Below are 26186 nucleotides of genomic sequence, written 5' to 3' on the forward strand. Positions count from 1 at the left end.
GTCTCGTGGGCTCGGGGACCTCGATGTGGGTCTCCAACCGACCGGGGTGGGCGAGCGCGTCGTCTCGCAGCTGCTCACCGAGCTGGACCGCGCGAGCGACAACCCGAACCTCGTCGTCCTCGCGGCGACGAACCGACGGAACGCGCTCGACCCCGCGCTGCTCCGCCCCGGTCGGTTGGAGACCCACATCGAGGTCCCCGAGCCCGACCGCGACGCGCGCCGGAAGATCCTCGACGTGCACACTCGCACGAAGCCGCTCGCCGACGGGGTCGACCTCGACCACCTCGCCGACGAGACCGAGGGGTACTCCGGCGCGGAGATCGCGTCGCTGTGCCGGGAGGCCGCCCTGACCGCCATCGAACGCGTCGCCGACGAGCACGGCGAGGCGGCCAACGACCACGCCGACGAGATCGGTATCACCCCCGACGACTTCGCGGCGGCGCTCGAAAGCGTGCGCCCGGCGACGCCGTAGGCGGTGAGAATGGACCCAGACGGCGGCGACGCGTCCGCGTCGCCCACCCTTCGCGGGCTGATCGCGTCCGTGCTCACCGCCGTTCGCTCGCGGCCACCGGCGGAGCTGGCGCTCGTCGCGCTCCCGCTGCCGGCCCTGCTCGTCGGGGTCAGCCTGCTCCCCGGCGTCGACGCGTGGCGCTTCTCGCTGGCGACGGAGGGCGTGTTCGAGAACCGGTGGACGCTGTGGACCGCGTTCGCGTCGAGCTTCGTGCACGCGGACCATGCCCACCTCGCAGACAACGTGGTCAACTACTGGCTGCTCGTCGCGGTCGCGTATCCCCTCTCGGTCGTCGCCGGCTGGCGCCGGCGGCTTCTCGGGTCCGTCGCCGTCTACCTCGCGGTCGTCCCGCTCGTCTCGGCGTGGGCGACCGTCGTCGCGCTCGGCGGCGTGACCGACGCGCCGACCGCCGGCTTCTCGGACGTGAACAGCGCCCTCCTCGGCTACCTCGTCGCCGTCTGGTTCGCCGCGCTGGCGGCCGAGAGCGACCGGGTCCGCGGCGAGGCCCCCGCCGGCGTCGACCCGCGTTGGTCGCTCGTCGCCGTCTTCGCCTCGCTCGCGGTCGCGTACCTCGCGCCGAGCGGCGCCGGCTACTTCCCGCCGCTTCCGAGCGTGGGCTCGCTGTTCGCGATCGGAGCGGCCGCCGCCGCGGCCGCGCTGTACGGCGCGGTCGGCCGTCCGCGGATCGCGGGACTCGACCTGGCGCCGGAGCGGGAGCTGCTGTACGTCACCGGCGCGAGCGTCGCGGCCGCCGGCGTGATCGGCTCTCTGGTGCTCGTCCCCTTCGGCAGCAACGTGTTCGCGCACCTCGCCGGCTACGTCGTCGGGTTCGCGGTGCCGTTCGCCGGCGTGCTCGCGGACGGCGGCGACCGGTGAGACGGAACGGCGACCGCTTTGCTCAGTCGTCGTCGTGACCGTGCCCGCCGCTGTGGCCGTGTCCGTCGCCGTGTTCCCGGTCGTCCGCAGTCGTGAGACCGTCGGCGTCGAACTCGTCGACCGGCGTGACGCTGTAGTCGACCGTGAGGGTGTCCTTCGTCGCGCGAACCTTCCCGACGAACGCCGAGATGTCCTCCAAGCGCCCTTCGAGCACGAACAGCTCCATGCAGTACCGCGGGCCGACGTGACTGTGGAAGTTGGAGGCGACGAGCCCCTCGTGCTCGTGGCGGAGCCGCATCATCCGCTCCTCGACGGTCGTGGTCTCGTAGTCGAAGAGCACGGTCACGACCGCCATGAGGTCTCTCTCCTCCAGTTTCGCGTCCTCGAACTCGCCGAGGAGGTTTCGGGAGGCCTCGCGGACGACCTCGCTGCGCCCGGTGTAGCCGTGTTCGTCCGCGAATCCGTCGATCCGTTCCAACAGCTCCTCCGGCATCGAGACGCTGACGACAGTCATGTATTAACTGAACGCACCGATGTTGTTAATCTTTGAGGTTGGGGTCGCTCCCTTCGGGGGCGTCGCCGCTGCTGGCCTCGGCATCGACCGGCGGTTCGTCGGCCGGAGCGCCGTCGATCCGCGCCGAGAGCCACTCGTAGTGACCGAGGAGGGCGCGCTCGCCGGCGTCGGTGAGCGCGTACACGTCGGCGAGCCCCTCCGTCCGCCGGTCGAGGAACCCCGACTCCACGAGCGACCGCAGCGTGGCGTAGAACGATCGCGGATCGATCCGCTCGTCGTAGTGCGATTCGAGCCGGCTCTTCAGCGACTGCGCCCGCAGTTCGCCGGCGTCGTACAGCAGCGCACACAGGTCGCGGCGGCGGCCGCTGTGGAGCCACTTCGTCATACGCCCGGTTCCGCCCGGCGCCTCACGACCGTTTCGGTCGCGGGTGAGGGGGGCGGCCGCGGCTCGCGATCGCCGAATGCGAAAAAACACGATTAATGTAGTCTGTCGGTTTCTACTGGAAGGACGTTGACTAGAGAGACAGATTGTAATCGATTGAAGTGTATAATGTGTATAATTGTGTGGTCACAGAACATTCAATAGTGGAGGGTCACGAACGAGGGGATATGCGCGCGACGATCGAACGCCTGGTGTGCCGACACCGATACGAGCGCCGAGCGGTCGTGGTCAATCCCGACGAGGTCGTTGAGTGTTGCGCGAAGTGCGGTAAAGAGCGCATACGGGGCACGGCCGGATCGTAGCGGCCGTCTCAGGTCGGGCCGAGCAGTTCGTCGAGGCGGCTGACGCGCCGGTCCCCGAGCACGCACCGCCCGCGGTCCTCGTGGCCCACGCGTTCGACGTGGACCGCGTCGAGCCCCGCGTTCCACGCGGCGCCCACGTCGCTCTCGCCGTCGCCGACGTAGTAGCCGCGATCGGCTCGGGGGTCGACGCCGAGGTCCGCCATCGCCAGTTCGATCGGGTCCGGGTCGGGCTTCCAGCCCGTCTCGTCGGTACAACAGATCACCGCGTCGAAGCGGTCGCCGAGGTCGAGTCGGTCGAGCACGGGATCGGCGAGGAACTGCTGGCAGTGGGTGACGAGGCCGGCCGGTCCGCCGGCGTCGTCGACGCGGTCGAGCAGCCGAGCGGCGTCGTCGTGGAGGTACGTGGCCTCCGCGCGGGCGAGCGGGTCCTCCTCGGCGTGGAACGCCGGCCAGAACGCCTCGGGGTCGATCCCGAGATCGTGGAGCGTGTCCCCGCGGGCACCGCCGAGCCCGTGCCAGAGCACGTACGCCTCCCGGTCCGAAAAGGGGCGACCGAGGCGGTCGCCGACGCGGTCGAAGACGTCGCGGGTGTACGACCACTCCGCGTCGACGAGCGTCCCGTCGAGGTCGAACAGGTGAAAGTCGTAGTCGGCGACGACCATGGAGCGCTCCTAATCAGCCGGTCGATAAGTGCGTTGTGGGGCCGGGGGTGAGGACGGTAGCGCGACGCGGGAGCTAGCGCGACGCGGGAGCGTGAGCGCGGCGCGCGGCGCCGCGAACCGCGACGTCACTCCCGCACGTGGATCGACGATCCGAGGTATTTGTGACACACTTCGTCGGCCGACTCGGCGTTGAACCGGTCGAGGTCAGCCGCGATCTCCCGTGTGAGCGCGTCGAGGTACCCCTGATCCGTCCGGAGTTCGCGGAAGTCGGCGGCGACGACCTCGACGCCGAGGCGGTCGCTCGCGAGGCGCCGGAACGACGGCTCGTCACCGATCTCCCCGCGCCAGAGGCGGTCGCTCGCGAGGCGCCGGAACGACGGCTCGTCACCGATCTCCCCGCGCCAGAGGCGGTCGCGGAAGAACAGCCACCCGTCCGCTCCGGGCTCGCTCGCGGGGATCTCCAGCGTCGTCTCGAACCGGTCGGGATCGACCGTCGCCTCGTCCGGATCGAGCCGGAACGTGACGGCGAAGACGTAAGCGGCGTCCATCGGGCGCGATCTGCGGGCTCGGAGAGTAAAAGTACATATCCCTCGGCCGAGTCGATCCGCCCGTATGTTGGACCGCCTCCGCGACCTCACAGAGCGCGCGTACCGCCGGCACCTCCGCCGGGAGATCGAGGACGTGCCGGCGCACGTCGCGATCATCCAGGACGGGAATCGGCGGTACGCCCGCGAACGCGGCGACGACGCGCCGGACGGCCACCGCGCCGGCGCCGCCACCACCGAGCGCGTGCTCGACTGGTGCGCGGATCTGGGCGTCGCGGAGCTGACGCTGTACGCCTTCTCGACCGAGAACTTCGAGCGTCCGGACGACGAGCTGGCGCCGCTGTTCGACCTGTTAGAGTCCAAGCTCCGCGACTTCGCCGACGCCGACCGCGTCCACGAGCAGGGCGTCCGCGTCCGCGCGATCGGCGACGTCGACCGGCTCCCCGAACGCGTGCGCGAGGCGGTGGCCTACGCCGAGCGTCGCACCGCGGACAACGACCAGTTCACGCTGAACGTCGCGCTGGCGTACGGCGGCCGAACGGAACTGCTCGACGCGGCGCGGGCGATCGCCCGCGACGTCGAGGCCGGCGACCTCGCCCCCGACGATGTCGACGTTCAGACGGTCGAGGACCGCCTGTACGACCGTCCGGTCCGTGATGTCGATCTCATCGTGCGGACCGGCGGCGACGAGCGCACCTCGAACTTCCTGCCGTGGCACGCCAACGGCAACGAGGCGGCCGTCTACTTCTGTGCGCCGTACTGGCCCGAGTTCTCGGAGGTCGAGTTCCTCCGGGCCATCCGCACGTACCAGTCGCGAGAGGAGACGTGGCGCCGGGCCCGGACGGAGCGCGCGGTCGCGCTCGTCCGGGCGGTCGCCGAGGTCGAGATCGCCGAGGCGCACGCTGTCGCGGGCCGGCTCCGCGACCGGCTCTCGGTCGACGCCGACGCGTTCGCCGCCGCGATCCCGGGCGACTCCCGAGAGCGGATCGGGGCCGAGAACGGGGCCGTGCGAGACACTCCCGCAGATACCGACTACAAGGCCTCGCCGAACGAACGCGATTCAGAGATGGAGTCGGCCGGCTGAGGGCCGCCGGACAGCGACGAACCCGAGTGCTCCGTGCTACGCCGGGTTCTTCCGCGTCAGGTCGCTCCCGCAGATCGGACACCGCTCTTTGTTCTCGTCGAAGGTGCGGTTGCAGCCGACGCACTGGAAGCGCCACTCGCGCTCCTCGGAGATTCCGTCGCGCGCGATCGCTTCCACGTCGATGTCGAGGCGCTCCGCGACGTTCTGCATCGCGTAGTCGTCGGTGACGAGCGTGGCGCTCAGCTCCAACGCCGTCGCGATCAGGCGCGTGTCGGTGTCGGACAGCTCCTCGGCGTCGCCGGAGCCGCGCGCGGCGCGCCGCACGTTGTCGAGAACCTCCGGAGCCGGCACGTGGATCGTCATGCCGGAGCCCTCCATCGCGTCGAAGCGGAGGGCTCCCTCGCCGGTGAGCTCCTCGTGGACTTCGGGCACCGAGACGACGTCGTCGTCGGTGGTGTACTCGTGGATAAACGCCGATGTGTCGAGAACTTCCATCAGCGGGCGACGACGATGTAGTCTTTCACCGCCTGCACGTTTCCGACCGGCACCTTGAGTCGGCCCATCTCGTCGATGTCGAAGCCCGAGCGCTCCGGGCTGAGGTGTTCGTGGGGGCTCACGAGCAGGTCCGTCAGCTCGCCCGACTTGAGGTCCATCGTGATGTTGTACAGGTCCCCGAGCTCCGTTCCGTCCGCGCTCATCACCGCCTTCCCGGAGAGGTTCTCCGCGAGGATATCGACCATATCCCCATCGTCCGGGGCAACGGTCTTAAACTCCACGGGGGCGTCGGACGGGCGACGGACGCGACGGCCGCGAGACCGTCCTCACCGGCTCCCGCGGCCGCGGCTCCGGTCGCGCGTGTTTTGAAAGGCTTAACTGACGTCCGGGCAGAACACCAAGTAACCGACCTTTTCGGGGCGATCACTGATGACCGATCACACAACCACGGACACCCTTCGGACGCCGATCGTCGCCGTGCTGGGCCACGTCGATCACGGCAAGACCAGCCTGCTCGACAAGATCCGCGGCTCCGCCGTCAGCGAGGGCGAAGCCGGCGCGATCACCCAACACATCGGGGCGACCGACATCCCGCTCGACACCATCTCGGGGATGGCGGGCGAACTCATCGACCCGACCGACTTCGATCTGCCCGGCCTCCTCTTCATCGACACGCCGGGCCACCACTCCTTCTCGACGCTGCGCGCCCGCGGCGGCGCGCTCGCCGACATCGCGGTGCTCGTCGTCGACGTGAACGACGGCTTCCAGCCGCAGACGGAGGAGGCGATCGACATCCTCAGACGCACCGGCACCCCCTTCGTCGTGGCCGCCAACAAGGTGGACACGACGCCGGGGTGGAACTCGCAGGACGGCCAGCCGATCCAGCGGAGCCTGGAGGCGCAGTCGGAGCGCGCCGAGTCGCGGCTCAACGAGAACCTCTACGAGATCATCGGCCAGCTCTCCGACGCCGGCTTCTCCGCGGACCTCTACTGGCGCGTCCAGGACTTCCAGAAGAACATCGGCGTCGTCCCGCTCTCGGCGGTCACCGGTGAGGGGGTCCCCGACCTGCTCACGGTGCTGATGGGCCTCTCACAGCGGTTTATGAAAGAGGAGATGGCGATCGACGTCTTCGGGGCGGGCGAAGGGACGGTGTTGGAGGTGAAAGACGAGCGGGGGTTCGGTGCCACCATCGACACGGTCGTGTACGACGGCGTGGTGCACAACGGCGACCAGATCGTCGTCGGCGGGCAGGAGGAGCCGATCGTCACCGAGATCCGGGCGCTGCTCCAGCCGCGCCCCCTCGAAGAGATCCGCACCGAGAAGAAGTTCGAGAAGGTCGGCGAAGTCGGCGCCGCCGCCGGCGTGAAGATCGCCGCGCCAGACCTCGATCGGGCGATGGCGGGCGCGCCGGTGCGAGTCGTCCGGGATCGTCCGGTCGAGGACGTCATCGAGGAGGTGAAAGCCGAGCTCGCGGAGATCGAGGTGGACACCGCCGAGGACGGCGTCGTCGTCAAGGCGGACACGCTCGGCTCGTTGGAGGCGATGGCGAACGCGCTCCGGGAGGCCGAGGTCCCCATCCTGCGCGCGGAGGTCGGCGACATCGCGCCGCGCGACATCGCCGTGGCCGAGACCGCGAACCAGGACGAACATAAGGCCATTCTCGGGTTCAACGTCGATCTGCTCGCGAACGCCGAGACGGAGCTCGAAAACGCGGACGTGAAGCTGTTCACCGACGAGGTGATCTACCAGCTGATCGAAGACTACGAGACGTACGTCGAGGAGAAACAGCGCGCCCAACAGGAGACGGTCCTCGACAAGGTCGTCCGGCCCGCCCGCTTCCGCATCCTCCCCGACCACACGTTCCGCCAGAACGACCCGGCGGTCGTCGGCGTCGAAGTCATCTCCGGGACGGTACAGAACAACCGCAACGTCGGGTACTTCGAGGGCAACGAGTTCGAGCGCGCCGGACAGCTCTCCGGGATCCAGAAGCAGGGCGACGACGTCGACGAGGCGCGCGCCGGCGAGCGCGTGAGCATCGCCATCGACGGGCCCACGGTGGGCCGGGACATCGAAGAGGGGGACACCCTCTGGACCGAGGTCCCCGAGAAGCACGCCAAGATCTTAGAACAGGAGCTGAAAGAGGAGATCACGGCCGACGAGCGCGAGGCGCTGTCGGCGTACTTGGAGACCAAGCGGAAGCGGGACCCCTTCTGGGGGAAGTGACGGCCGCGGCGTCTCGCTTACTCTGTCGTCGGCGACTCACGGATCGGATTCCGTCGCGTGCCCCACCACTCGCGTGGCGGTCGCCTTCCACCGGATCGCTACCTCGTCACCGATGCCCAGGTCCAACCGCTCGGCGCTCTCCGCCGTGATCAACACCCGAAACGGAACCCCGTCCACCGCGACCCGAACCGTCGACACCGTCTCGCCCGCGTCGACGCCGACGACCTCGCCGCGCAGCCGGTTTCGGGCGCTCGTCGCATCCGGATCGACCCGCTCGCCTCGCTCGTAAATCGTCACCGCGTCCGCGCCGATCCGCACCTGCACGGCGTCGCCGACGGCCGTCTCGCCGTTGAGCCCGCGAACCGTCCCGACCGCGGTGTCGATGACGGCCAGCTCGCCGTCGACTTCCTTGACCGTCCCGGCCAGCACTGTCTCGGGCACCCGCGCGGTCGCGGCCAGCACGGCCTGGAGGCGATCGTACCGGTCGAGGAGGGCGCGACCGTCGTCCGTCAGCCGACTGCCGCCGCCGCCCGAGCCGCCGCGCCGGCGGTCGACGAGGGTACCGAACGCCTCCTCCAGCGCCTCGATCCGCGAGAGGGCGCGGGCGCGGGAGCGCCCCAGCTCCGAGGCCGCGCCCGCGACCGACCCCGCCTCGTGCACCGCCCGGAGGAGGGTGGCGTCGCGGCCGTCGAACTCGACGCCGTCCTCGATGAGCACGGCCCGGCCGCGTCCCGCGGCACCGCCGCCGTCGGTCTCGTCCATGGGCGACCGGAGGACCCGGGACCTGTTGGTACTTTCGTCGGATTCGACGGCGAGAGGGGGCCGAACCACATGACAAAAGTTATATCCGAGTTCGGTCCGCGGTTGTATCTATGCCGATACAACGACGGCAGTTTGTGGCTGCGCTGGGCGCCGGAGCGATCGCGAGTACGGCTGGCTGTTCGTCGCTCGGCGGCGGGGAGAGCGAGGCGGCGGGCGTTTCGGGGGAAACGCTCACGCTCACGACTACGACGAGCACCTACGACACGGGGCTGCTCGACGCGATTCACACCGATTTCGAGGAGATGTACGGCGTGACCGTCGACGCGGTCGCACAGGGAACCGGCGCGGCCCTGGAGTCGGCCCGCAACGGCGACTCAGACGTGGTGATGGTTCACGCCCGCGGGCTCGAAGACGAGTTCATGCGCAACGGGTACGGGGTCAACCGTCGCGACCTGATGTTCAACGACTTCGTGATCATCGGGCCCGAGAGCGACCCGGCGGGGATTCAGGGGATGGGCTCCGCCACGGAGGCGCTCACCGCCATCGCCGACGCCGAGGCGCAGTTCGTCTCCCGCGGGGACAACTCCGGCACCCATACCAAGGAGCTGAACCTCTGGGAGGCGGCCGGCACCGACCCCGGCGGAGACTGGTACCAGGAGACCGGCTCCGGCATGGGTGAGGCGCTGAACATCGCGAACCAGCAGGGGGCGTACACGCTCTCCGACCGCGGGACGTTCATCTCGCAGCGCTCGGAGATCGACCTCACGATCCTCGTACAGGGTCCCATCGAGGGCGGCCCGGAGATCCTCGCGAACCCCTACGGGATCATGGCCGTCAACCCCGGCGTCCACGACAACGCCAACTACGACCTCGCGATGGCGTACATCGGGTGGATCACCAGCCCCGGTGTTCAAAGCTCCATCTCGGAGTACCAGGTGAACGGGGAGCAGCTGTTCTTCCCCGAGGCCGTCTCGGAGGACCCCGACTTCCAGCAGTACGTTCCGGAAGGCTGGAGTAGCGATTCGTCCGACGAGTAAGCGTGCCACTCGAACCAGTCGTACCGCTGCTCCCGGAGGTACTGGGCGGTCCGACCCACCACCACCTCCCGCTCCTCCTCGATCTCTCGTTCAGGGAGGGGTACGTCCGGAGCATCATCTACGTCTCGCTGTACGTGAGCCTCACCGCCGTGGCGCTGAGCACCCTGTTCAGCGTCCCCGTCGCCATCCTGGTCGGGTTCTCCGAGTTCCCGGGCAAGCAGTTCGTGAAGTCCGTCGTCAACACGGGGATGGGCTTTCCGAGCGTGGTCGTCGGCCTCCTGGTCCTCTTCGCGGTCTCAAACCAGGGGCCGCTCGGGTCGTTGGACCTCGTGTTCACCAGAGAGGCGATGATCATGTCACAGTTCGTGCTCGCGACCCCGCCGATCACGGCGATCACCCTCGCGGCCGTCTCCGGGGTCGACGACGGGGTCCGCGACGCCGCGCGGGCGCTCGGCGGAACCCGCCTCGACGTCGCCCTCGTCGTGTTGAAGGAGGCGCGATACGGTATCGCCACCGCGATCCTGGCCGGTTTCGGTCGCGCCGTCAGCGAGGTCGGCTCCGTGCTCATCGTCGGCGGAAACATCACGGGCGCGGACGGGATCTCGAAGACGCGGACGCTGACCACCGCGATCCAACTCGAGGCGCGGCAGGGCCAGTACGAGACGGCGATGGTGCTCGGAGCGGTCCTCGTCGCGCTCGTGTTAACCGTCAACGCCGTGGTCGTCCACTTCGGTGACGAGGGGGTGGCGGGGTGATGCTCCGCGCGACCGCCGTCTCGCAGTCGTTCGGCGGCGAGCGGGTGCTCGACGACCTGTCTATCGAGGTGGACGCCGGCGAGGTGCTCGGGGTCATCGGCCCCTCCGGCGTCGGCAAGACGACGCTGCTTCGGACGCTCGCGCTCTCGCTAGAGCCGGACGAGGGGAGCGTCACGCTCGAGGGGACCGACGTGTGGGCCGCCGGGGAGGCCGATCGGCTCGCCCTGCGCCGGCGGGTCGGGATGGTGTTCCAGGAGGCGAGCCTCTTCGACGGCTCCGTCGGCCACAACGTCGAATACGGGATTCGGGTTCGGAAGCCGTGGAGCGACCGGATCGCGGCGGCGGTGGGGCTCGCGGGCCCCCCCGACGCGGTTCACGAGTCGCTCGACGTCGTCGGGATGACCGACAAGGTGAACCAACACGCCGACTCGCTGTCCGGCGGGGAGGCACAGCGCGTGTCGTTCGCCCGCGCGCTGGCGTACGACCCGGACGTGCTGCTGCTCGACGAGCCGACCTCGGATCTCGACCCGCGAAACACCGCCGTCATCGAGGAGGCGATCGACGAGGCCCGGAACCGGGGTATCGGCGTCGTGGTGGCGACCCACGACATGCACCAGGCCGAGCGCGTCGCGGACCGCGTCGCGGTGCTTCTCGACGACGGCGTCACGGAGGTCGGCCCGACCGATGTCATCTTCGACGACCCGACCGACGAGCGCACCCGGAAGTTCATCTCGGGCGAGCTGGTGTACTGAGGGGGGCGCGCGGAGTCAGTCGTCGCCGTCGACCGCGACCCCGAACTCGATCTCGACCGCGTCGCCGGCGGCGGCGTCGCCCGCGTCGACCACGTCGTCGCCGGCGGCGAAGCCGGCGTGGAGGTGCTCGTAGGTGCGGTCGATCGCCTCCACGATCACCTTCGTGTCGCTCGTGACCGGCATGAAGTTCGTGTCGCCGTCCCACCGCGGGACGACGTGGGTGTGGAGGTGGTCGACCGAGCCGCCGGCGGCCGAGCCGCCGAGGTTCTGGCCGGCGTTGATCCCGTCGGGGTCCACGTCCCGGCGCAGCGCCGCGAGCGTCGCCGTCTTTAGCTTCGCGTGGTCCAGCAGCGTCGCGTCGTCGAGGTCCGTCGGGTCCTCGTGATGCTCGCGGGGGATCACCATGGCGTGGCCCGGGTTGTACGGCGCGTTGTTCAACAGGACGTAGTTGCGCTCGCTACGGGCGACGATCCGCGCGTCGCGGGCGTCCTCGCGGTCCGGCAGCACGCAGAACGGACAGCCGTCGATCGGGTCCGCGTCGCGCTCGACCCACTCGATCCGCCACGGCGCGTAGATCTGGTCCATCAGCCGTCGAAATCGTGGATGCCGGCGGTCGTCACCTCGACGCCGTCCTCGGTGATCAGGAGGGTGTGTTCCGCCTGACTCACGAGCGCGTCGTCGGCCTCCTTCAGGACCGGGTACCCCTTCACCGCGTTCGCCTGCTTCAGCCGGCGCAGGGCCATCCCCACGCGGTCGCCCTCCACCCACCGCGCCGCGAACGGGAGGTCGTCGAACGCCTCGATCTCCTCTAAGGCTTGGCGCGCGCGGCGGTCTCGGACGCTCGCGTCGCCCTCGCGCTCGAAGATCTCCTCGTCGGTCCCCTCGCCGACCTTCCCCCGGCCGTCGGTGGCGAACGGCTCGATCGCGACCGCCTGTCCGGGCTTCAGTTCGACCGAGCGGTCGACGCCCCGGTTCGGGACCGTCGGGCCCGTGTGGGCGTCGTAGCGCTCGACGCCGTGCCCGGAGAGGTTCAGCACGGGCGTGTAGCCGTACCCGCGGATCACGTCCTCGATCGCCTGTCCGACGACGCCGACCTCGACGCCCGGCCCGGCCTCGTCGACGGCGGCCTCGAGCGCCATCTCGGCGGCCTCGACCAGCTCGGGGGTCCCCGTGTGATCGACCGTGACCGCGGCGTCCGCGATGTAGCCGTCGACGTGAACCCCGACGTCGAGACACACCATCTCCTCGCCGAACTCGGTGTCGTCGTCGCGTCCCGGGGTGGCGTGGGAGGCCTCGGGGTCGACGCTGATGTTGACGGGGAAGGCGAGCCCCGCGTCCTGCTCCCGGATGAAGTCCTCCGTCCACTCGGCGACTTCGAGGTGGGTCCGCCCGGGCTCGACCATCTCGCGGGCCTCGTTCATCGCCTCGACCAACACCGCACCGGCCTCCCGGTAGCTCTCGACCGCGTCGTCGTCCAGGGGTCCGTGGATCATGTCTCCGGATTCGGCGACGGACCGCAAAGAGGTTGCGGAGGGAGTTCGCTGACCGGCGCGCGTCGCCGGCTCCCCGAAGGGCCCGAGCCGGTCGGCGGAGCGGCGTTAGTTGTCGGCTCGCGGGTGATGTCCGGGTTGCCGTTCGGTTCCGTCCGCGTATTCGTCGTCGGCCGCCGCCTCCGCTTCGGCGGCGGCGCCGTTGGGTGTCGGGAGCCACATCGTGATCAGCGTCCCCGTCGGCTCGCGCGTGTGGATCTCCAGCTCCCCGCCGGACTCGGTGACGATCCAGTGGACGAGCCAGAGACCGAGCCCGCTCGCGTGTTCGAGCGCCGTCTCGCGGGCCTCAGAGAACACGCTCCGCTCGACCGGCGGGATCCCGGGGCCGTTGTCCGCGACGGCGATCCGGTACCCGTCGTCGTCACGGTCGACCGACACCTCGACGATCGGCTGGTCTCCGTTGTTGTGGACGACCGCGTTCTCCAACACGTTCCGGATCGCGGACTCCAACAGCTCGTCCGCACACACGACTGCCGCGCCCGGCGTCGACACGGTCACCGTCGCCTCCGGGAACGACGACTCCAGCGACTCACAGAGCCGCGTCACAAGCACCGACAGGTCGATCTCCGCGCGCGCGCCGTCGCTGTGGAGCGCGACGTCGATCTCCCGGGCCTGGTTGCTGAGGTGGGTCAGCGTCTCGACTTTCCGGTCGATAACGTCGAGGTAGTTATGCCCCTCGTCGTCGTCGACGTGGTCGCGCAGCACGTCGGCGTACCCGCCGATGACGTTGGCGTCGTTCTTCAGGTCGTGTCGGAGGACGCGGTTGAGGACCTGGAGCCGCTGTTCGTACCGCCGGTTCTCGCTCACGTCAGTGGCGGTGATCACCACCTCTTCGGTGTCTTCGAACAGGCGCTCGATCACCGTCTCGAACTGGCGCCAGTTCCCGTCCGCGTGCGCGATTCGGTGGTCGAGCGACTGCTGTTCGTCGGTCTCGAAGGCCTGCTCGAACGCGCGCTGTGCCTCCCGCCGGTCGTCGGGGTGAACCAGATCGACGACCGGCCGCCCTTCGACCTCCGCGGGCGCATGGCCGAGCAGCCGCTCTATCGACGGGCTCACGTACCGGACGAGGCCGTCGGTTCCGCAGACGGCGATGACGTTGGGCGACTTCTCGATGAGCGCCCGGTAGCGGCGCTGGAGGGTCTCGCGCTCGGTGACGTCGCGAAACAGGAGGACCGTCCCGCCCGCCGTCCCACCGGTGCCACCCCGCCGCCCGGCGGCGATCGAATGGGCGGCGACGGTCAGGAAGCGGGGGTCCGAATCCCCGTCGAGGGTCACTCTGAGGTCGCTGTTCGGCTCTCCCGGGGCGTGGTCGAACCGACTCGCCCCGGCGGCGCCGGTCGACGACACGAGGTCGGCCACGCCGGGCGCGTCCTCGAACGCCTCCTCGACGCTGCAGCCAATCGCGGCGGACGGGAACAGCCGCCGGGCCGGCTGGTTCATGTCGACGACGCGGCCGTCGGCGTCGACGACCACGACGCCGTCGGAGATGTTCGAGAACACCGCGTCGCGGGCGACCGGCGAGAGGTCGAGGAGTCGGTAGCGGAACACGACCCAGCCGAGCAGGCCGGACGTAACCGCGAACGTGACCGGCGTGAGGTCGACGAACATGGGGCCGATCACCCCCATGACTCCGGCGGCGCCGACGGCCATCGGCGCCACGCCGGCGGCGAACAGCAGCGCGGCTTGGCGCCGGAACACGCCGTCGCGGACGAGCGCGGCGTAGCCGAGCACGCCGAAGGTGAACAGGTTCACGGCGTAGCTGTACGTGATAAAGCCGATGAGCGCCGGCGTCGGCAGGTACTCCAGGACGAGGAGCCCATTCGCGCCGTCCAGCGACGGCGACGTATACAACAGCGGGTCGGCGCCGACGGCGAGCACGCCGCCGACGACGGCCGCGGGAACGAGACAGAGGAGGGCGAAGCGACGCGGTCGGAGCCACGACGTCCAGCCGACGTACGCGAACACGAACGCCGGCCAGGCGACGGCGAGCATCGCGACCCCGACCCAGACGAAGCGGTTCCACAACAGAGCCGCCTCGAGAGACGCCGACGACAGCTGGGCGGCGTAGGCCAGCGACCAGACCCCGCTGGCGACCGTGACCGCGACGAAGCTCCGAACGAGCGACGTCTCTCCGCGTGACCGGTTCCAGAGGGCGTACGCGGCGAAGGAGAACGAGGCGAGCGCCGCCACGAGCAACGGTGCCGTGTACGGCGTCGGTTGCCACTCCATCGGTACCATCTCCATGGCAGTGCCAGATAAAAAGGAACCGGACCAAACGTCCTAATACCCGGGCCAAACCACGGGACGTATGCTCAACCCCGGCGATCCGGCACCCGACATCACGCTGTCCGACCACCACGGAGCCACAGTCACCGTCGACCCGTCCGCGGCGCGGTACACGGTCGTCTACTTCTACCCGCGGGCAGACACGCCGGGGTGTACCGCCGAGGCCTGTAGCTTCCGCGACGAGTGGGACGCCTTCGAGGGCGCCGACATCGCCGTCGTCGGGATCAGCGACGACCCCGTCGAGGACCTCGAACCGTTCGCCGAGGCGTACGACCTCCCGTTCACGCTGCTTTCGGACCCCGACGGCGAAGTCGCGACGGCGTACGACTCCTACGGCGAGAAGCAGATGTTCGGCAACACCTTCGACGGCGTGTTCCGGAACACGTACGTGCTCGGCTCGGACGGGACGATTGCGCTCGCATACGAGGGCGTCTCCCCCGAGGACCACGCGGTCGAGATTCTCGACGACATCGCCGCGCTGGACGACTGAACCGGCGTACGACGCACGCCCGTCCCGTTGAATCTCTCGCGGGGAGTCAACGATCTCCTGCGAGATGACGGGCACGTGGCCGGCACCGTCGATGGGGACCCGTCACCGCATAACACAAGCCCCGGTTTGAGTGTCAAGTACGTATAACACGACGGCGGGAGTCTACCCCTGCATGGACCGACGCGACCTCGCCGTTGGCCTGCTGATACTCGTCACCGTAGTCGTCGCTTCCTTCGCCGTCGTCACCGTGTGGTCTGGCCCGTCCGGGCCCCTCGCGGCCGATCAGACGTATCCGCCCGGAGCCGACGCGGATCACCTCAACTTCTCGGCTCTCGATGCCGGCGACGCCAACCTCACGCACACGCCGCGGAACCACTGGGACTCGTACGCGATTCGCTACACGGCACCCCCCGAGCGTCGACTCGTGGAAGGGGAGTACTACATCAACTCCACGACGGGAGAAATCGTCGCCGACCGCTGGCACGACGCCACGGTGTATCGCAACGGGACGGAGTACGCGTTCCGCCAGCCCGCGGAGAGCATTCCCGAGCACCAGCGCGAGCAGTTCGCTTCGGATCCCCAGTTCGTCCACGACGACGCGACCGACGCGTACTATCGGTACGACCCACGGTACGGACGGATCGCCCCCACGAACATCGGTCGGCATCCGACGCTCCTCGACGCGTACGCGTGGGAGGCGGTCGACACGACGACTCATCACGGCGTCCCGGTCATCACGTATCGAGCGACCGGGACACGTGCGGACTCCCAAGGGGCACCGGTGATCAACGGCACGCTCCGACTCGGCGTCGACGACGGCCTCATCTACGGGTACGACCTCACACAGGACGCGGAGGGGGGACCGTATCGCTACACGTACAGCGTGGAACCCGCTCCGTTCCCGGAGCACGAGTGGGTGGAGACGGCCCGAGACCTGGCGGCGAACGCCACGGAGCGGAGGTGATCGGACCTCCGACTTTGTCGAACTCCGCCGATTGATCGGAGTGGCTTGCCGAATACAGAGGATGTAGTCAGCAAGCTCCGTATTCATCTCGCTCTGAGCTCGGAGGTCCAGCAAGGGTTTAACAAGGGCTCATAGAAAGTTTGGGTATATGACGGAAACTGGAGAAGAGCCTGAACACTTCGTTCAGAAGGAGGTGAGCTTGAGCTATACAGCAGAACTGGTAGATGGCGATCTCGAATTGACATCCTCCCCGCGCTGAAGCGCGAGGATTCCCACAGCACCGTGCCGTTGGGTTGGGATATTGTGGTTTACGACGTGACTTGTTCTTGAGGTGCGAACGCACCAGTTTCCTTGTCAAACAAGAACGTCGATGGCTGTGCCAACCAGCCGTTACTCCTATCATCGCTATCCGTAGCGAGAGTCGGAGATACTTTCTGCCGAATGTTCTCAGCACCGTTCACGTCTGCGTTCGCCACTGTACCGCACTCATCGCAAACATACAGTCCCCGTTCAACACGGTTGGCTTTCTGTTTCCGGCCACAGCACGAACACGACTTCGATGTGTCCCGCTCAGACACGTCCTCAACCGTGATGCCTTCTATCTCAGCTTTGTATTCGAGGAGGTCTGTGAACCGGTCGAACGCCCACGAGTGCAAGTCAAGATTACCGTGCTTACCCCAGTCCTTTGACTCGCTGTTCTCCTCATTCTCCCGGATGCCGGAGAGATCACCCACCACGATAGTCCCAATTTCCTCGTCAACACACCGCTGGACGATATGCTTCGAGAGGGTGTGGAAGTAGTGGGTGCGGCGGGCCGACTTCTTCTGATTCAGCTGGGTGGCCTGATCGGAGTTCGAGTCGTCACACCGAGCGATTCGCTTGCTGAAGTAGTAGTCATCCTGTTTCAAGCAGTTCAGCGGGTACAACTCGCTGTGGCGGTCTTCATAGGCGAGTGCGGCGAAGTTGTTGATACCCAGATCAACACCCACCGTCTTCTCACCAGGGGCTTCATCCACGTCGATTTTGACCTTACAGACGAAGTGTAGCTCCCACTCGTCGCCCGCCCATACAATCTTGACTTGTTGGACGTTCTCCACGGTGGAGAGGTCAACGTCGGGGCGAGTTTGGAACTCACACAGTACAAAATCTGACCAATACTCTTTCAGGTTCGATCCTTTCGAGAGTCGGACTCGATCGTACTGTGTGTCGAGTTTGAAGCCTTTCTGCTTGAACGTGACCGTCGAACGCGGGTGTTCGGTGCCGTGTTTGCGGTAGCCAGGCGGGTTCGCTTTCGTGGCTCCGTTAGGTCGTTTGCCGTACCAGCCGTTGAACGCCTCAGCGAGTTCTTGAAGGACTCGCTGACTTGACTGCGAATGCAGATCACCATAGCGTTCGTGGCTCTTGAGGTACGCGGTGAGTTCGTTGTGATTCGGGATGTGGTCGATCGCTGACCACACTCGATCACAGACCCACCGTCCGACGTTCCAGAGTTTACTGGCGGCAAACCCGAGCGAATCAAGATCGTCAGACACCTGCGACTGATTCCGAATTACCCTATAGAATCTGTCTGCGAACGTATCTGCATGACTAGCTAAAGCGTCTGTTTGTTTCTGGACATCTCCTTTATACCACCCGTCCAAATCACATATATGAACAGGAGAACATATCTGTCTGCGGCGAGCGTGACCGTGGTGTCTGTCCTCGGAGGTTGTTCGGCAGTGATAGGAGAATCTGGTAATGTCCGTGTTGATGACACGACACAGCGAGAACAGACGTATGAATTAGACCTACAGAAGGGCGATACGGTGAGAATCATCGTTGGGATACGGAAAGGGTCTGGTGGAGAAGTTGCTCTATCTCATGACTCCCAAGAAGTTCTCTCAAAGGCGTTCGAAACGAAGCAGACGTTTGAGCGTACAATCACAGTTAACGGTGTTCACGAACTCTCAGTGAGGCCATCCGAATCTACGGTGATAAGTATAAAAGCTGTACTGAGCGATTCCTAATTCTGTCTCTCAGCGGACAGACCACTGACCCATTTGCGCGCCGTATTCAGCGCGGTCGCAACGACCGATCAGCTGCTGGGTGGCAACTGAGCCCAAACGGCTTAGAATAATCCCCCGACCCGAGCGAGGATCCGCGGCACTTCCGTGGCGATCGCGTGCCGCTTCAACAGCGCGAACCCCGTGACGATGACGGCGAAGCCGACGACCGTCAGCGGCGTCACGGGCTCCGCGAGCAGCACCGCGCCGGCGACGGTCGCGACCACCGGGACGACGTAGGAGACGAGGTTAGTGTCTGAATCAATGGTACAAGATTATTACCATGTAGCTAAAATAGTGAACCGTAGCCATGACCGAACGAAAGCAAATCAATGTGAAGATCAAAGCCGACAAAGCCGAACGGTGGAATAACGCTGTAGAAGATAATCCCGAGTATGCTAGCATGACCGATCTAATCCGTCAATCGGTCGAAAAGGAGTTAGCTGGAAGCGAAACCCCGACTCAATCCACCGGGAAGGGGGTTGTAGAAGTGAAAGATGAAATTGGTACTATCGGGAGTAAGGTGGATCGGCTTGAGAAAGCACTAGAGGGTATTCAGGATAGTATTGAAACTGAACCCTCCGATAAACACCTTAGAAGTGAGATATTCGCGTTACTCCCTGCCATGGATTCAATGAAAGGCCCAATGTCCCCCGAAGAAGTTTCCAGAGAATTGGGTCCGGTTGATACGTCCGTCGTTGCTGATACGCTAGAGAAAATGGCTCAAGAAATTGGTGTCGTGCAAGAAGTCTTTGAGAATAACGAGGTGCTTTACTACAAAGATGACAGTTAAAAATAATCTAGTGTGTATCTACACATACAAAGGCGATTCTGTTAATATCCCCAAATCAGTCGCTAGAGTGATTAACGACTTAGATTTGAAAGAATCTAGTTTCAAGAGCGCACGGGGGAATATCCTAGACTATGTGCGATATTGTAACGAGGAAAAAGGAGGATTTCCCACGGAAGGGGAACCACAAGCTCATGCTAGGCTGATTAACAGCTACATGACTAATCTCAAGAAAGAAGGATACGCCCGTAACACCATTTCCGGTCGATGGAATTGGGTTAGCACATTGTACAAACAGCTATCTATGCCTCTGCTAAACGACTATGCCTTTCTGGAAGAGAACCCGATCGAATTACTGGAAGATAGGACCGGCAAAACACGGACGGATTATCTCCCGCCGGAGAGTGAACAATCACAGAATAAACGAGCCTATTACGTCGATAAAGAGGATTTAGAATTACTCTGTGATAATCTCCCTTCGCCCGCTTTCCGAAACGAGGTAATGATACGGTTGACCTATACGACCGGTCTAAGATCCTCTGAACTAGCTAACCTCAAGCTAGAAAACGTGAACCTAGAAGAGAACTTGTTAGAAGACTTTTGGGTTCCGAAAACGGCGGAAAGCCGTAGCCTATGGATTCCAGATACTACAGTGTGGTACTTGGATCAATTCATCAATGGTGGATATAGAATGTCGTTCAGCATGGCAGAGGAAAGTGAATACCTATTCCCGAACAATCGACAAGAGAAAATACACTCTCAAAGACTTACGAAAGTCCTTAAGAAAGCCGCTAGTAACGCTGGCATACAGGAATCTCTTGGAGAGGATAAGTCCGGTAATACCCGTGCAAAGGTTACGGCTCATGCGCTCCGGCGGGGACATGGTATGCACCTATACAATCAGGGGAAATCGCTTCCAGAGATTCAATTCAGGTTAGGTCATTCGTCCCCCGATCAAACGAGCGAATATCTACCTATCACGGTTGAAGAGTCTAAACAGCAACTTACGGACGTTACTTTCTAGAGTATTCTTTTATTGTTCATTCATCCGCCTTGAGTAACTTCTAACGACGTTTCTAGCGATACAAGTAGTTCCCACTATCGACAGAGAAACGCTCTTAGAGCTAATGCTATGGCTCATTTGGATCGTTACCAAAAGGGTTTGATTCAAACGAACGGCGGAACCAGATGCACGTTCTGTATTCAATCACCCTTCTACAAACAGAAAAAGACGCCAAGGAAAGCGCCTAACATGGGCCTTGTATTGTCCCCCAAGGCCTAGGGTCGAACCTACCTAGTCTCACTAGAATCGGAAACTCCCTGAAGAGAAGGGAGAAGTTCTATCTTTATCGCCCGAGTGTTCGGACGAAAGGACATGAGTATGCCCATACGTATAAGAGTATCTGCTAACTTAAATATTTGTCCATTTATCTTTGATATTTTTGGTCAATTGTTTATTTCAGTTTTGTTATGTGTCTCAAAATTGGGATTTAATTAAAAACCCATATTAGACCCTAGGGGATATGGCCGATTTCCGTCGCTCCAGAGAATTTAACCCCCCTATGGTAGTGAAACCCTCGAAAACGTGGAGTATTGTGTTATCTATCCTTCTTTTTACAGATTATTACCTATTAATATAACCCAATAATAAAGATAACAGATGTTTAAATACCCCTATGCTGTCGATCTATATTCTAAACTAAGAATATTACGAATAGTAATTAAAATCCCAAAACACCATTAGAGAATCCGTATCCTTTGAATTCACCGATATAACACGTAACGAACCCCCATTGTGTTATCTGCCTCTCTTCATGCGATTTGAAGAGAACCATACTGTAGATCGTGAACTAACACCGAACTTTATTGTAAAGTAGTATAGAAGTTTAGACGGATATGGAAGTTAGACCATTCACGATAAAGTATCAGAAAGAACCGGGCGAAAATGGATATGAGGGAAAGTATATCAGTTTTATACCAGCCATGACGGAAGGTAACAATCCAAGTCACAAAACATTCGACAGGATAACAGAAAACATCCTTATTGATAAAGAGATTGTAGAAAAAGACTATTTTCAGGAAAGCTCTGAAATAGCGAATAATAATACCAAACAGCTATTCTTAGTTAGTCTTGATGAAGATAAAATTCTTGAGGTAATGGGTGCGATTGAATTTGTAGAATAACCCTATCAACGAGTCGTTGTCAGGGGGGTTTGGGCAACTTGCTCAGACCCCTTCAAGGGTGTCGCCAAAGTTTAGCGACCCTATCTTTATCCTATACTAATACACCATATAACAGACTCAATCCAATAGCCAAGAATCCAAATGAAAGGCCCATAGGGACGATCACATTACCAAACTCCCTATCTCCAAAGAATACCTGATAGCAGAGGATCGAACCGAAGAGTAACAGCGTTACTCCAAGGCCAAAGCCGATAGCAGATAATGCTGATACAATCATTCTAGGATAACCTGATTCTCTTCTTCAAGATACGATACAATCGCTTCTTTTGCTATTTCTCTCTCACTCATACCCGTTTTTCTCTGTATCTCTTCAATCGCTTCTACCAATACAGCATTTGAGAGAGTGAGTCTAAACTGTTTAAAAGTCGTTTCGTCGTTATTTGTGTTGTATTTCATTGTTTAAACACCGAAAACTAAAGCCGCTAATCCTAATCCCACTATCCCGCCAAAGCAAATCGATCCAAATGTTGCTATCATATTTCTAAAGTCCATGTTAGTCATTACCACGTGCGACATTTCTGCTAATAAACTATTAAGCCGATATGTCTCACGTGACATTAGTTACCATACCATTCATACTTGTCCGGTGAAAACGCGCCGGACGAACTGTATTTCTCAATCGATTCTAGTTGGTTCAGAACCCTGCCAACCTGTTTTTTACTGAAATCCGTACCTTCCGCTATTTCTTTTCGACTATGCTGGCTATCACTCTCTCGGAGGAAACGAATTACTGCTAGTTTGCTCTGTGAGTGAGTATCTAATTCCTCCCGAGTAACAGGCACCCATTCAGGCAAACCAGAGGTATTGACATACACCGTAGTTGGCTCTTCGGATCGTCCGAACCTGAATACATCCTGTAGGGTCAAATTCCTATACAGGGGGAAGATATTGAAACACTCATCACCGAATTGGTATTCAGTCTCTCCCTCCCGATCTACCCGAACCGTTTTGCCAAGATAAGAACCCCACTTATACACATACTCATCACCGTAGTTTCTCATACCTGTTACAAATCCAAGTTGCTTATTCTTGAACTTGTTAGACGACAATATCCGCGCAAAGTTCAGGGAGTTATCTGTATACTCTCCTATTTTCTCATCGTATTCCTGTATGGCTTTTTTCGACGTGATAACCCCCGGTTTCTCTCCCTCCTTTTGCTGAATAGAATACGCTAGGGAGGTATCTTGATTGACTGCTATGTTATTTGAGTTTTGATAATACCTCTTGTGATCCGTTACCTGAATAATCTCCAAGTTCAGGATGTCGGTGATATATCGCTCCTTTTGCTCTTCGGAAAGGACTTGGATATGCTCAAGGTCTAAGCCTGTAGCAGTATCCCACATTTCCGGTATGGGGGTTCCGTCTAAGCCGATAAATCCATCAGCTGATTCAAAGTCCGGCGGATTGAGTAAATACATACTCTCACGATCCTCATCAAAGACGACTTGAGCATTATCCCCGATATGGGTATCTACACCCACAAGATCGGCAAATTGAGTATCAGTCTTTTCCCACCCGTCGTTTACCTCATATCCTCTTAGCAGAGCATAGGCAAGCAAAGGAGCATGGACATGATACTCTTCGGGGTTCAGAGCCGTTTCGGTATCCCGATATACGTCGTATTGACGGAACCAATTAACAGCATTATCAGTCTCTTCTTGGGAAGCTTCCCTTATTTCAGTAAACGAATTGAATGGGAAAGAATCAACACTTTGTATAAACCTGTTTACTAATTCGCGCGGCTTGTGATATTCAATCTCATATTCGTTTTCGCTAAATTCGTCTTTTACTGCTATTCTATTTTTCAGATAATTGGGATTATATGCGTGTTTTGGATTACCGATCAATACATCAATATCGGATAAATCCTGATTAAGAGCCTGAATATAGGGACATGAGCCATTACAGGGAAGCTCAAGCCTATCATGTAACTCCTTTGCTGATATACCTCTTCGGTATAGTTCTCTCAATCCATGTTTGTCGTTCTGAAAGGAGGGACATTCATCATGCGGAACCGGGATTTTATGGTACGATAAGCCAAATTCATTACACTTCTTAATAGAATCCTCCTTGAGTCTATTCAAAGAAGTGAGATACAGGATTTGAGTATCAGTCTCACTAGCCTGTTTGAATGTCGAATAGCTCTTACCTGTAATTGGTAATGACTCAATCAAGACGTTATTTTTGTTCTTATACGATTCTGCTATTTGATTAGCTAATTTGCCTCTAATCGCCGTCAAATCAATACATTTATTATCTTTGGGATGTAAATTAACCATGTAGAAGAAAACACCATCTTCACTTCGGTTGTGTTGGTACCACAACCGGATTCTTACAAAACTTCGCTAGAAGCTTCGACCGAATTTCAACATTCGTTTAGAGCTTGTATACATTATTTTGTATCTTAAAGTTAATAAACCTTTTTAAATAGGTTAATACAATATTGGGCAGACATAATCTTTAATGAACAAATATGTACATTAGTGTTTGTCTTTATCCATCAGCAAATGACCAATTATTTTGAAGAAAAATCAAAAGTCTTAACTTATTTGGGATATAATTTTAAAGTGAACCGTCTCACGGACCAATACCAACTTGCCCGTGCGGTTCATTTTCATTCATCGTTTAGTGGTAATAGCGTAAGTCGGTATCTTCTTCAAAATCCGATAAGTCTACAATCACGGTAACGGTCCCTGATAACTCATCGTGAGAGTATCCAATTAACTCATTTGACTCTTTTAGATCCTCTTTAATCTCGTCTAGACGGCTATCATCCATCGTGGAAGTAAAGTAAGAGTCTGTGGTTACTATAGTCATGTTAGATATTCAGTAAATTCTCTTTCAAAGTCGTCATTGGGGCAACTTACAGATATTGTCATACAGAGCTTTGCGTCACCCAAAAATGAGAGATTTAGATCACTCTCTGATACTTCAATATCAGTCTGACATCGGGGACATGGCAGAGAGTCTATCATAGGGGACAATATCCGCATTGAGAACATTCTGACGCGAATTTATAGCCGATCTTAGAATCCCCGATTTCCTCTTCCTGATAGGATTCGTCCCCGCATTTGGGACAATTGGATTCACTCATATGATTCACCTTCGGGGACTTTGGCGGTGATAACCTCTCCCTCCTTATCTACGATTTCCGTATCCTTATCGCTTCTATGGTCCATTTCACCTAATTCGTCTTTGAGCTTATCGTATGAGGTTTCAATGTAGGTAGATCCATCGGAGAGAGTCGTTACCTCTGTATCAGGCACCTCACTAGATTTTTCTACGTCATCTGCTATGTCGGACCATGCGTCCGAACCTTCGTTTTCACTATACTCTCTGAAAGCGTCTAGACCTTCGGACAATTCGTCCGCTTCTACAGGATTAATTTCACTAGAATCCTCATCGAGCATAGGGGCATACTTATCCTCAATATGCTGGATGGCAGCCTCTAGCTCTTCGGACTTTGGTTCAGAGTTACCTTCTTCATTAGCCTCTGCTATGAGACTCTTAAACTCTTCACCAGAGAGATTAGAGACTTCACGATCGTATTTGGTGCCTTTCTTCAATTCCTCCTTTGCTCGTTCAATCTCCTTTTGCTTTCGACGTTTTGCCACCTCCTTATTGTGTTCCTTCACATCCTCCTTTATTCCGTCCCATACATCATCAATATCTTCGGGAGTATCCCCCTCTCCCTTTGCGATACGGTCCTTTTCCCGGAGAGAACTAAGCTCTTCTTCGGTGAAGAATTTTTCCAGCCTATCCGAACCTAATGTTTCGGCTTTTACCTTAATGACTCTCTCTCCCTCTTCACGTTCTCTAATCTTAGCGTTTCCACCTTCTAGCTCTTCAATTACTACGTCCCTATCAGGATCTAAGTCACGAGCCTGAATATCCTCGTGCGACGAAAGTTCAGCTACACCCGTAGATCCGCCTTGGTTACTCCCTTCCGCATAAATCTGGTTTCCGTGCCGTTCTCCTTTAACAAAACCCGCGCCAGCATTTGTCATAATTTAATCCTCGTGATTAATATCTAATTCGCTCTGCAAATAATCCTGAAAACTCATACCCCACGACATATCTTTCTCTAATTCCTTCTTAAAACCGCGAGAGAGGGAGATAGTCGTATATTCCGAACCGCTATTTTCTATATCCGTCATATCACGTATTATACTAATAGGTGTTGGTATAAAAGGCTTGCGAAATAAGTTGATGTATGTCCAAAAATAAGAGCAAAAAGAACACAGAGAACCACTTTCCCAATTTGAATTAGCACAATCAGTCAAAAAGCGATATGACGCTTTGGCAGAGGATTTAGTCGGGGGAGATGAAAGTGTAGATTGTCCTGAATGTGGGAAGGAATATAGTGGTGGTCAAGGTCTAAAAACCCATTTGAGAAAGACACATGAAAGGTCAGACGACTCGTCCAACCTTTTCCTTAGTGAAGGAGAGGTATTTGAAAAGATAGCAGAGGATAGTTCGTTTGATTACAAAACAGTCAAACGTCTAATCTCTGTAGCTGAAATCCCTGAACAATTCCACGCATTTGTTAAGATACCGGAGGAAAGGAGTAGCCAAGAAGAGGGGGAATATCGTTCAGAGATAATATTCTGTGAAATTTACCAGAGATTTTTGCCGGGTATTTCTTTGTCAGATTGAAGTGTATAGTTTTCGTCCCCCATTTTAGGCAAATATCTGCCGGATACTTTGCTCCTAAGTTGACATGAAATAAAGTCAGAATCAAAGATCAATCAACTAATTGAACAAACTTACAGAAACTTTGCCAAAACTTTGAGAAACTTAACTAAAAGACAATTATCTTGTTTGTTCTTTCAATTATATTCTTAGTCTTTTGCTATTCTT

General features: G+C 59.8%; 28 protein-coding genes and 1 pseudogene. 14 read left to right on the forward strand and 15 right to left on the reverse strand.

What is annotated here, in order from left to right; genetic code table 11:
* Together DJ69_RS16950 and DJ69_RS16955 are read left to right on the forward strand one after the other, a co-directional pair.
* Nucleotides 1-472, forward strand: a 472-nt coding sequence (locus tag DJ69_RS16950; RefSeq protein ID WP_144050475.1) for an AAA family ATPase, incomplete at its 5' end; no start/stop codon positions are given.
* A 9-nt stretch (nt 473-481) separates the two neighbouring features.
* Nucleotides 482-1387, forward strand: a complete 906-nt coding sequence (locus DJ69_RS16955) for a rhomboid family intramembrane serine protease (protein ID WP_099256746.1) — start codon at nt 482-484, stop codon at nt 1385-1387.
* Between the two features lie 22 nt (nt 1388-1409).
* Here the strand turns inward: DJ69_RS16955 and DJ69_RS16960 are convergent, their stop codons facing one another.
* The 4 genes from DJ69_RS16960 to lwrS all read right to left on the reverse strand — a co-directional run bounded on the left by DJ69_RS16960 (nt 1410) and on the right by lwrS (nt 3855).
* Nucleotides 1410-1901 carry a CopG family ribbon-helix-helix protein gene (locus tag DJ69_RS16960; RefSeq protein ID WP_099256747.1) on the reverse strand — a complete coding sequence of 164 codons (492 nt, stop codon included), beginning with the start codon at nt 1899-1901 and terminating at the stop codon, nt 1410-1412.
* Between the two features lie 25 nt (nt 1902-1926).
* Nucleotides 1927-2286 carry a PadR family transcriptional regulator gene (locus tag DJ69_RS16965; protein ID WP_099256748.1) on the reverse strand — a complete coding sequence of 120 codons (360 nt, stop codon included), beginning with the start codon at nt 2284-2286 and terminating at the stop codon, nt 1927-1929.
* A 367-nt stretch (nt 2287-2653) separates the two neighbouring features.
* Nucleotides 2654-3307, reverse strand: a complete 654-nt coding sequence (locus tag DJ69_RS16970) for an HAD family hydrolase (protein WP_099256749.1) — start codon at nt 3305-3307, stop codon at nt 2654-2656.
* A gap of 125 nt (nt 3308-3432) precedes the next feature.
* Nucleotides 3433-3855, reverse strand: a complete 423-nt coding sequence (lwrS, locus tag DJ69_RS16975) for an LWR-salt protein (RefSeq protein ID WP_099256750.1) — start codon at nt 3853-3855, stop codon at nt 3433-3435.
* Nucleotides 3856-3919: 64 nt separating this feature from the next.
* Between lwrS and uppS the strand changes: the two genes are divergently transcribed.
* A complete protein-coding gene (uppS, locus tag DJ69_RS16980) occupies nt 3920-4936 on the forward strand; it encodes a polyprenyl diphosphate synthase (protein ID WP_099256752.1) in 1017 nt (338 codons plus the stop codon).
* Nucleotides 4937-4972: 36 nt separating this feature from the next.
* Here uppS and DJ69_RS16985 read toward each other — a convergent pair whose 3' ends face one another.
* Both DJ69_RS16985 and DJ69_RS16990 read right to left on the reverse strand, forming a co-directional pair.
* The gene (locus tag DJ69_RS16985) at nt 4973-5431 is read right to left on the reverse strand and encodes an NOB1 family endonuclease (RefSeq protein ID WP_099256754.1); all 459 of its coding nucleotides are present in this window, start codon (nt 5429-5431) and stop codon (nt 4973-4975) included.
* Nucleotides 5431-5676: a PRC-barrel domain-containing protein gene (locus DJ69_RS16990; protein WP_099256756.1), complete on the reverse strand. Its 246-nt coding sequence runs from the start codon at nt 5674-5676 to the stop codon at nt 5431-5433. The genes DJ69_RS16985 and DJ69_RS16990 overlap by 1 nt, the downstream gene beginning before the upstream one ends.
* Nucleotides 5677-5860: 184 nt before the next feature.
* On the opposite strand from DJ69_RS16990, the gene infB reads away from it, so the two are divergent.
* Nucleotides 5861-7654 carry a translation initiation factor IF-2 gene (gene infB / locus DJ69_RS16995; RefSeq protein ID WP_099256757.1) on the forward strand — a complete coding sequence of 598 codons (1794 nt, stop codon included), beginning with the start codon at nt 5861-5863 and terminating at the stop codon, nt 7652-7654.
* A gap of 36 nt (nt 7655-7690) precedes the next feature.
* Here the strand turns inward: infB and DJ69_RS17000 are convergent, their stop codons facing one another.
* Complete coding sequence (locus DJ69_RS17000) at nt 7691-8416, reverse strand: TOBE domain-containing protein (protein ID WP_099256759.1); 726 nt, start codon at nt 8414-8416, stop codon at nt 7691-7693.
* Nucleotides 8417-8526: 110 nt separating this feature from the next.
* On the opposite strand from DJ69_RS17000, the gene DJ69_RS17005 reads away from it, so the two are divergent.
* From DJ69_RS17005 to DJ69_RS17015, 3 genes are read left to right on the forward strand one after another with little or no spacing between them, the layout of a single operon-like run.
* Complete coding sequence (locus DJ69_RS17005) at nt 8527-9453, forward strand: substrate-binding domain-containing protein (protein ID WP_099256760.1); 927 nt, start codon at nt 8527-8529, stop codon at nt 9451-9453.
* Between the two features lie 41 nt (nt 9454-9494).
* On the forward strand, nt 9495-10208 hold the full coding sequence (locus DJ69_RS17010) for an ABC transporter permease (protein WP_099256774.1): 714 nt from the start codon (nt 9495-9497) through the stop codon (nt 10206-10208).
* Nucleotides 10208-10960: an amino acid ABC transporter ATP-binding protein gene (locus tag DJ69_RS17015; protein WP_099256762.1), complete on the forward strand. Its 753-nt coding sequence runs from the start codon at nt 10208-10210 to the stop codon at nt 10958-10960. The genes DJ69_RS17010 and DJ69_RS17015 overlap by 1 nt, the downstream gene beginning before the upstream one ends.
* Nucleotides 10961-10975: 15 nt before the next feature.
* Here DJ69_RS17015 and DJ69_RS17020 read toward each other — a convergent pair whose 3' ends face one another.
* The 3 genes from DJ69_RS17020 to DJ69_RS17030 all read right to left on the reverse strand — a co-directional run bounded on the left by DJ69_RS17020 (nt 10976) and on the right by DJ69_RS17030 (nt 14739).
* Nucleotides 10976-11545 (reverse strand): HIT family protein, encoded by a 570-nt coding sequence (locus tag DJ69_RS17020; RefSeq protein ID WP_099256763.1) that lies wholly within the window; start codon nt 11543-11545, stop codon nt 10976-10978.
* Nucleotides 11545-12453: a type II methionyl aminopeptidase gene (map, locus tag DJ69_RS17025; protein WP_099256765.1), complete on the reverse strand. Its 909-nt coding sequence runs from the start codon at nt 12451-12453 to the stop codon at nt 11545-11547. The genes DJ69_RS17020 and map overlap by 1 nt, the downstream gene beginning before the upstream one ends.
* A 105-nt stretch (nt 12454-12558) precedes the next feature.
* Entirely contained in the window at nt 12559-14739 is a 2181-nt protein-coding gene (locus DJ69_RS17030; RefSeq protein ID WP_099256766.1) for a histidine kinase N-terminal 7TM domain-containing protein, read from the reverse strand.
* A gap of 79 nt (nt 14740-14818) precedes the next feature.
* Between DJ69_RS17030 and DJ69_RS17035 the strand changes: the two genes are divergently transcribed.
* Nucleotides 14819-15286, forward strand: a complete 468-nt coding sequence (locus DJ69_RS17035) for a peroxiredoxin (RefSeq protein ID WP_099256768.1) — start codon at nt 14819-14821, stop codon at nt 15284-15286.
* Between the two features lie 172 nt (nt 15287-15458).
* Nucleotides 15459-16250, forward strand: a complete 792-nt coding sequence (locus DJ69_RS17040; protein WP_099256769.1) for a hypothetical protein — start codon at nt 15459-15461, stop codon at nt 16248-16250.
* Between the two features lie 308 nt (nt 16251-16558).
* Here DJ69_RS17040 and DJ69_RS17045 read toward each other — a convergent pair whose 3' ends face one another.
* Nucleotides 16559-17800 carry an RNA-guided endonuclease InsQ/TnpB family protein gene (locus tag DJ69_RS17045; protein WP_099256775.1) on the reverse strand — a complete coding sequence of 414 codons (1242 nt, stop codon included), beginning with the start codon at nt 17798-17800 and terminating at the stop codon, nt 16559-16561.
* A 99-nt stretch (nt 17801-17899) separates the two neighbouring features.
* Here DJ69_RS17045 and DJ69_RS18080 point away from each other — a divergent pair, with 99 nt between their 5' ends.
* Nucleotides 17900-18256 (forward strand): hypothetical protein, encoded by a 357-nt coding sequence (locus DJ69_RS18080; RefSeq protein WP_144050476.1) that lies wholly within the window; start codon nt 17900-17902, stop codon nt 18254-18256.
* Nucleotides 18257-18357: 101 nt separating this feature from the next.
* On the opposite strand, the pseudogene DJ69_RS17050 reads toward DJ69_RS18080, so the two are convergent.
* A pseudogene (locus DJ69_RS17050) lies at nt 18358-18549 on the reverse strand (DMT family transporter); the annotation flags it as partial.
* Nucleotides 18550-18602: 53 nt separating this feature from the next.
* Here DJ69_RS17050 and DJ69_RS17055 point away from each other — a divergent pair.
* The 3 genes from DJ69_RS17055 (at nt 18603) to DJ69_RS18085 (ending at nt 21266) form a co-directional block, all read left to right on the forward strand.
* Nucleotides 18603-19085: a hypothetical protein gene (locus DJ69_RS17055; RefSeq protein WP_099256771.1), complete on the forward strand. Its 483-nt coding sequence runs from the start codon at nt 18603-18605 to the stop codon at nt 19083-19085.
* Nucleotides 19075-20106: a tyrosine-type recombinase/integrase gene (locus tag DJ69_RS17060; RefSeq protein ID WP_099256772.1), complete on the forward strand. Its 1032-nt coding sequence runs from the start codon at nt 19075-19077 to the stop codon at nt 20104-20106. The genes DJ69_RS17055 and DJ69_RS17060 overlap by 11 nt, the downstream gene beginning before the upstream one ends.
* Before the next feature lie 872 nt (nt 20107-20978).
* Entirely contained in the window at nt 20979-21266 is a 288-nt protein-coding gene (locus DJ69_RS18085) for a hypothetical protein (RefSeq protein WP_144050477.1), read from the forward strand.
* 273 nt (nt 21267-21539) lie between these two features.
* Here DJ69_RS18085 and DJ69_RS18090 read toward each other — a convergent pair whose 3' ends face one another.
* The 3 genes from DJ69_RS18090 to DJ69_RS18100 all read right to left on the reverse strand — a co-directional run bounded on the left by DJ69_RS18090 (nt 21540) and on the right by DJ69_RS18100 (nt 25333).
* On the reverse strand, nt 21540-21722 hold the full coding sequence (locus DJ69_RS18090) for a hypothetical protein (RefSeq protein WP_144050478.1): 183 nt from the start codon (nt 21720-21722) through the stop codon (nt 21540-21542).
* Nucleotides 21723-21883: 161 nt separating this feature from the next.
* Complete coding sequence (locus DJ69_RS18095; protein WP_144050479.1) at nt 21884-23605, reverse strand: hypothetical protein; 1722 nt, start codon at nt 23603-23605, stop codon at nt 21884-21886.
* An 807-nt stretch (nt 23606-24412) separates the two neighbouring features.
* The gene (locus DJ69_RS18100; protein WP_144050480.1) at nt 24413-25333 is read right to left on the reverse strand and encodes a hypothetical protein; all 921 of its coding nucleotides are present in this window, start codon (nt 25331-25333) and stop codon (nt 24413-24415) included.
* A gap of 292 nt (nt 25334-25625) precedes the next feature.
* Here DJ69_RS18100 and DJ69_RS18105 point away from each other — a divergent pair, with 292 nt between their 5' ends.
* Complete coding sequence (locus DJ69_RS18105) at nt 25626-25982, forward strand: hypothetical protein (RefSeq protein ID WP_144050481.1); 357 nt, start codon at nt 25626-25628, stop codon at nt 25980-25982.
* The last annotated feature ends 204 nt before the right edge of the window (nt 25983-26186 follow it).

The sequence above is a fragment of the Halorubrum persicum genome, assembly GCF_002727125.1.
GTDB classification, from domain to species: Archaea; Halobacteriota; Halobacteria; order Halobacteriales; family Haloferacaceae; genus Halorubrum; species Halorubrum persicum.

Coding starts and splice junctions, on each gene's coding strand:
- DJ69_RS16955 (WP_099256746.1), top strand. CDS start 482: ATGGACCCAGACGGCGGCGACGCGTCCGCGTCGCCCACCCTTCGCGGG.
- DJ69_RS16960 (WP_099256747.1), bottom strand. CDS start 1,901: ATGACTGTCGTCAGCGTCTCGATGCCGGAGGAGCTGTTGGAACGGATC.
- DJ69_RS16965 (WP_099256748.1), bottom strand. CDS start 2,286: ATGACGAAGTGGCTCCACAGCGGCCGCCGCCGCGACCTGTGTGCGCTG.
- DJ69_RS16970 (WP_099256749.1), bottom strand. CDS start 3,307: ATGGTCGTCGCCGACTACGACTTTCACCTGTTCGACCTCGACGGGACG.
- lwrS (WP_099256750.1), bottom strand. CDS start 3,855: ATGGACGCCGCTTACGTCTTCGCCGTCACGTTCCGGCTCGATCCGGAC.
- uppS (WP_099256752.1), top strand. CDS start 3,920: ATGTTGGACCGCCTCCGCGACCTCACAGAGCGCGCGTACCGCCGGCAC.
- DJ69_RS16985 (WP_099256754.1), bottom strand. CDS start 5,431: ATGGAAGTTCTCGACACATCGGCGTTTATCCACGAGTACACCACCGAC.
- DJ69_RS16990 (WP_099256756.1), bottom strand. CDS start 5,676: ATGGTCGATATCCTCGCGGAGAACCTCTCCGGGAAGGCGGTGATGAGC.
- infB (WP_099256757.1), top strand. CDS start 5,861: ATGACCGATCACACAACCACGGACACCCTTCGGACGCCGATCGTCGCC.
- DJ69_RS17000 (WP_099256759.1), bottom strand. CDS start 8,416: ATGGACGAGACCGACGGCGGCGGTGCCGCGGGACGCGGCCGGGCCGTG.
- DJ69_RS17005 (WP_099256760.1), top strand. CDS start 8,527: ATGCCGATACAACGACGGCAGTTTGTGGCTGCGCTGGGCGCCGGAGCG.
- DJ69_RS17015 (WP_099256762.1), top strand. CDS start 10,208: ATGCTCCGCGCGACCGCCGTCTCGCAGTCGTTCGGCGGCGAGCGGGTG.
- DJ69_RS17020 (WP_099256763.1), bottom strand. CDS start 11,545: ATGGACCAGATCTACGCGCCGTGGCGGATCGAGTGGGTCGAGCGCGAC.
- map (WP_099256765.1), bottom strand. CDS start 12,453: ATGATCCACGGACCCCTGGACGACGACGCGGTCGAGAGCTACCGGGAG.
- DJ69_RS17030 (WP_099256766.1), bottom strand. CDS start 14,739: ATGGAGTGGCAACCGACGCCGTACACGGCACCGTTGCTCGTGGCGGCG.
- DJ69_RS17035 (WP_099256768.1), top strand. CDS start 14,819: ATGCTCAACCCCGGCGATCCGGCACCCGACATCACGCTGTCCGACCAC.
- DJ69_RS17040 (WP_099256769.1), top strand. CDS start 15,459: ATGGACCGACGCGACCTCGCCGTTGGCCTGCTGATACTCGTCACCGTA.
- DJ69_RS18080 (WP_144050476.1), top strand. CDS start 17,900: ATGAACAGGAGAACATATCTGTCTGCGGCGAGCGTGACCGTGGTGTCT.
- DJ69_RS17055 (WP_099256771.1), top strand. CDS start 18,603: ATGACCGAACGAAAGCAAATCAATGTGAAGATCAAAGCCGACAAAGCC.
- DJ69_RS17060 (WP_099256772.1), top strand. CDS start 19,075: ATGACAGTTAAAAATAATCTAGTGTGTATCTACACATACAAAGGCGAT.
- DJ69_RS18085 (WP_144050477.1), top strand. CDS start 20,979: ATGGAAGTTAGACCATTCACGATAAAGTATCAGAAAGAACCGGGCGAA.
- DJ69_RS18090 (WP_144050478.1), bottom strand. CDS start 21,722: ATGAAATACAACACAAATAACGACGAAACGACTTTTAAACAGTTTAGA.
- DJ69_RS18095 (WP_144050479.1), bottom strand. CDS start 23,605: ATGGTTAATTTACATCCCAAAGATAATAAATGTATTGATTTGACGGCG.
- DJ69_RS18100 (WP_144050480.1), bottom strand. CDS start 25,333: ATGACAAATGCTGGCGCGGGTTTTGTTAAAGGAGAACGGCACGGAAAC.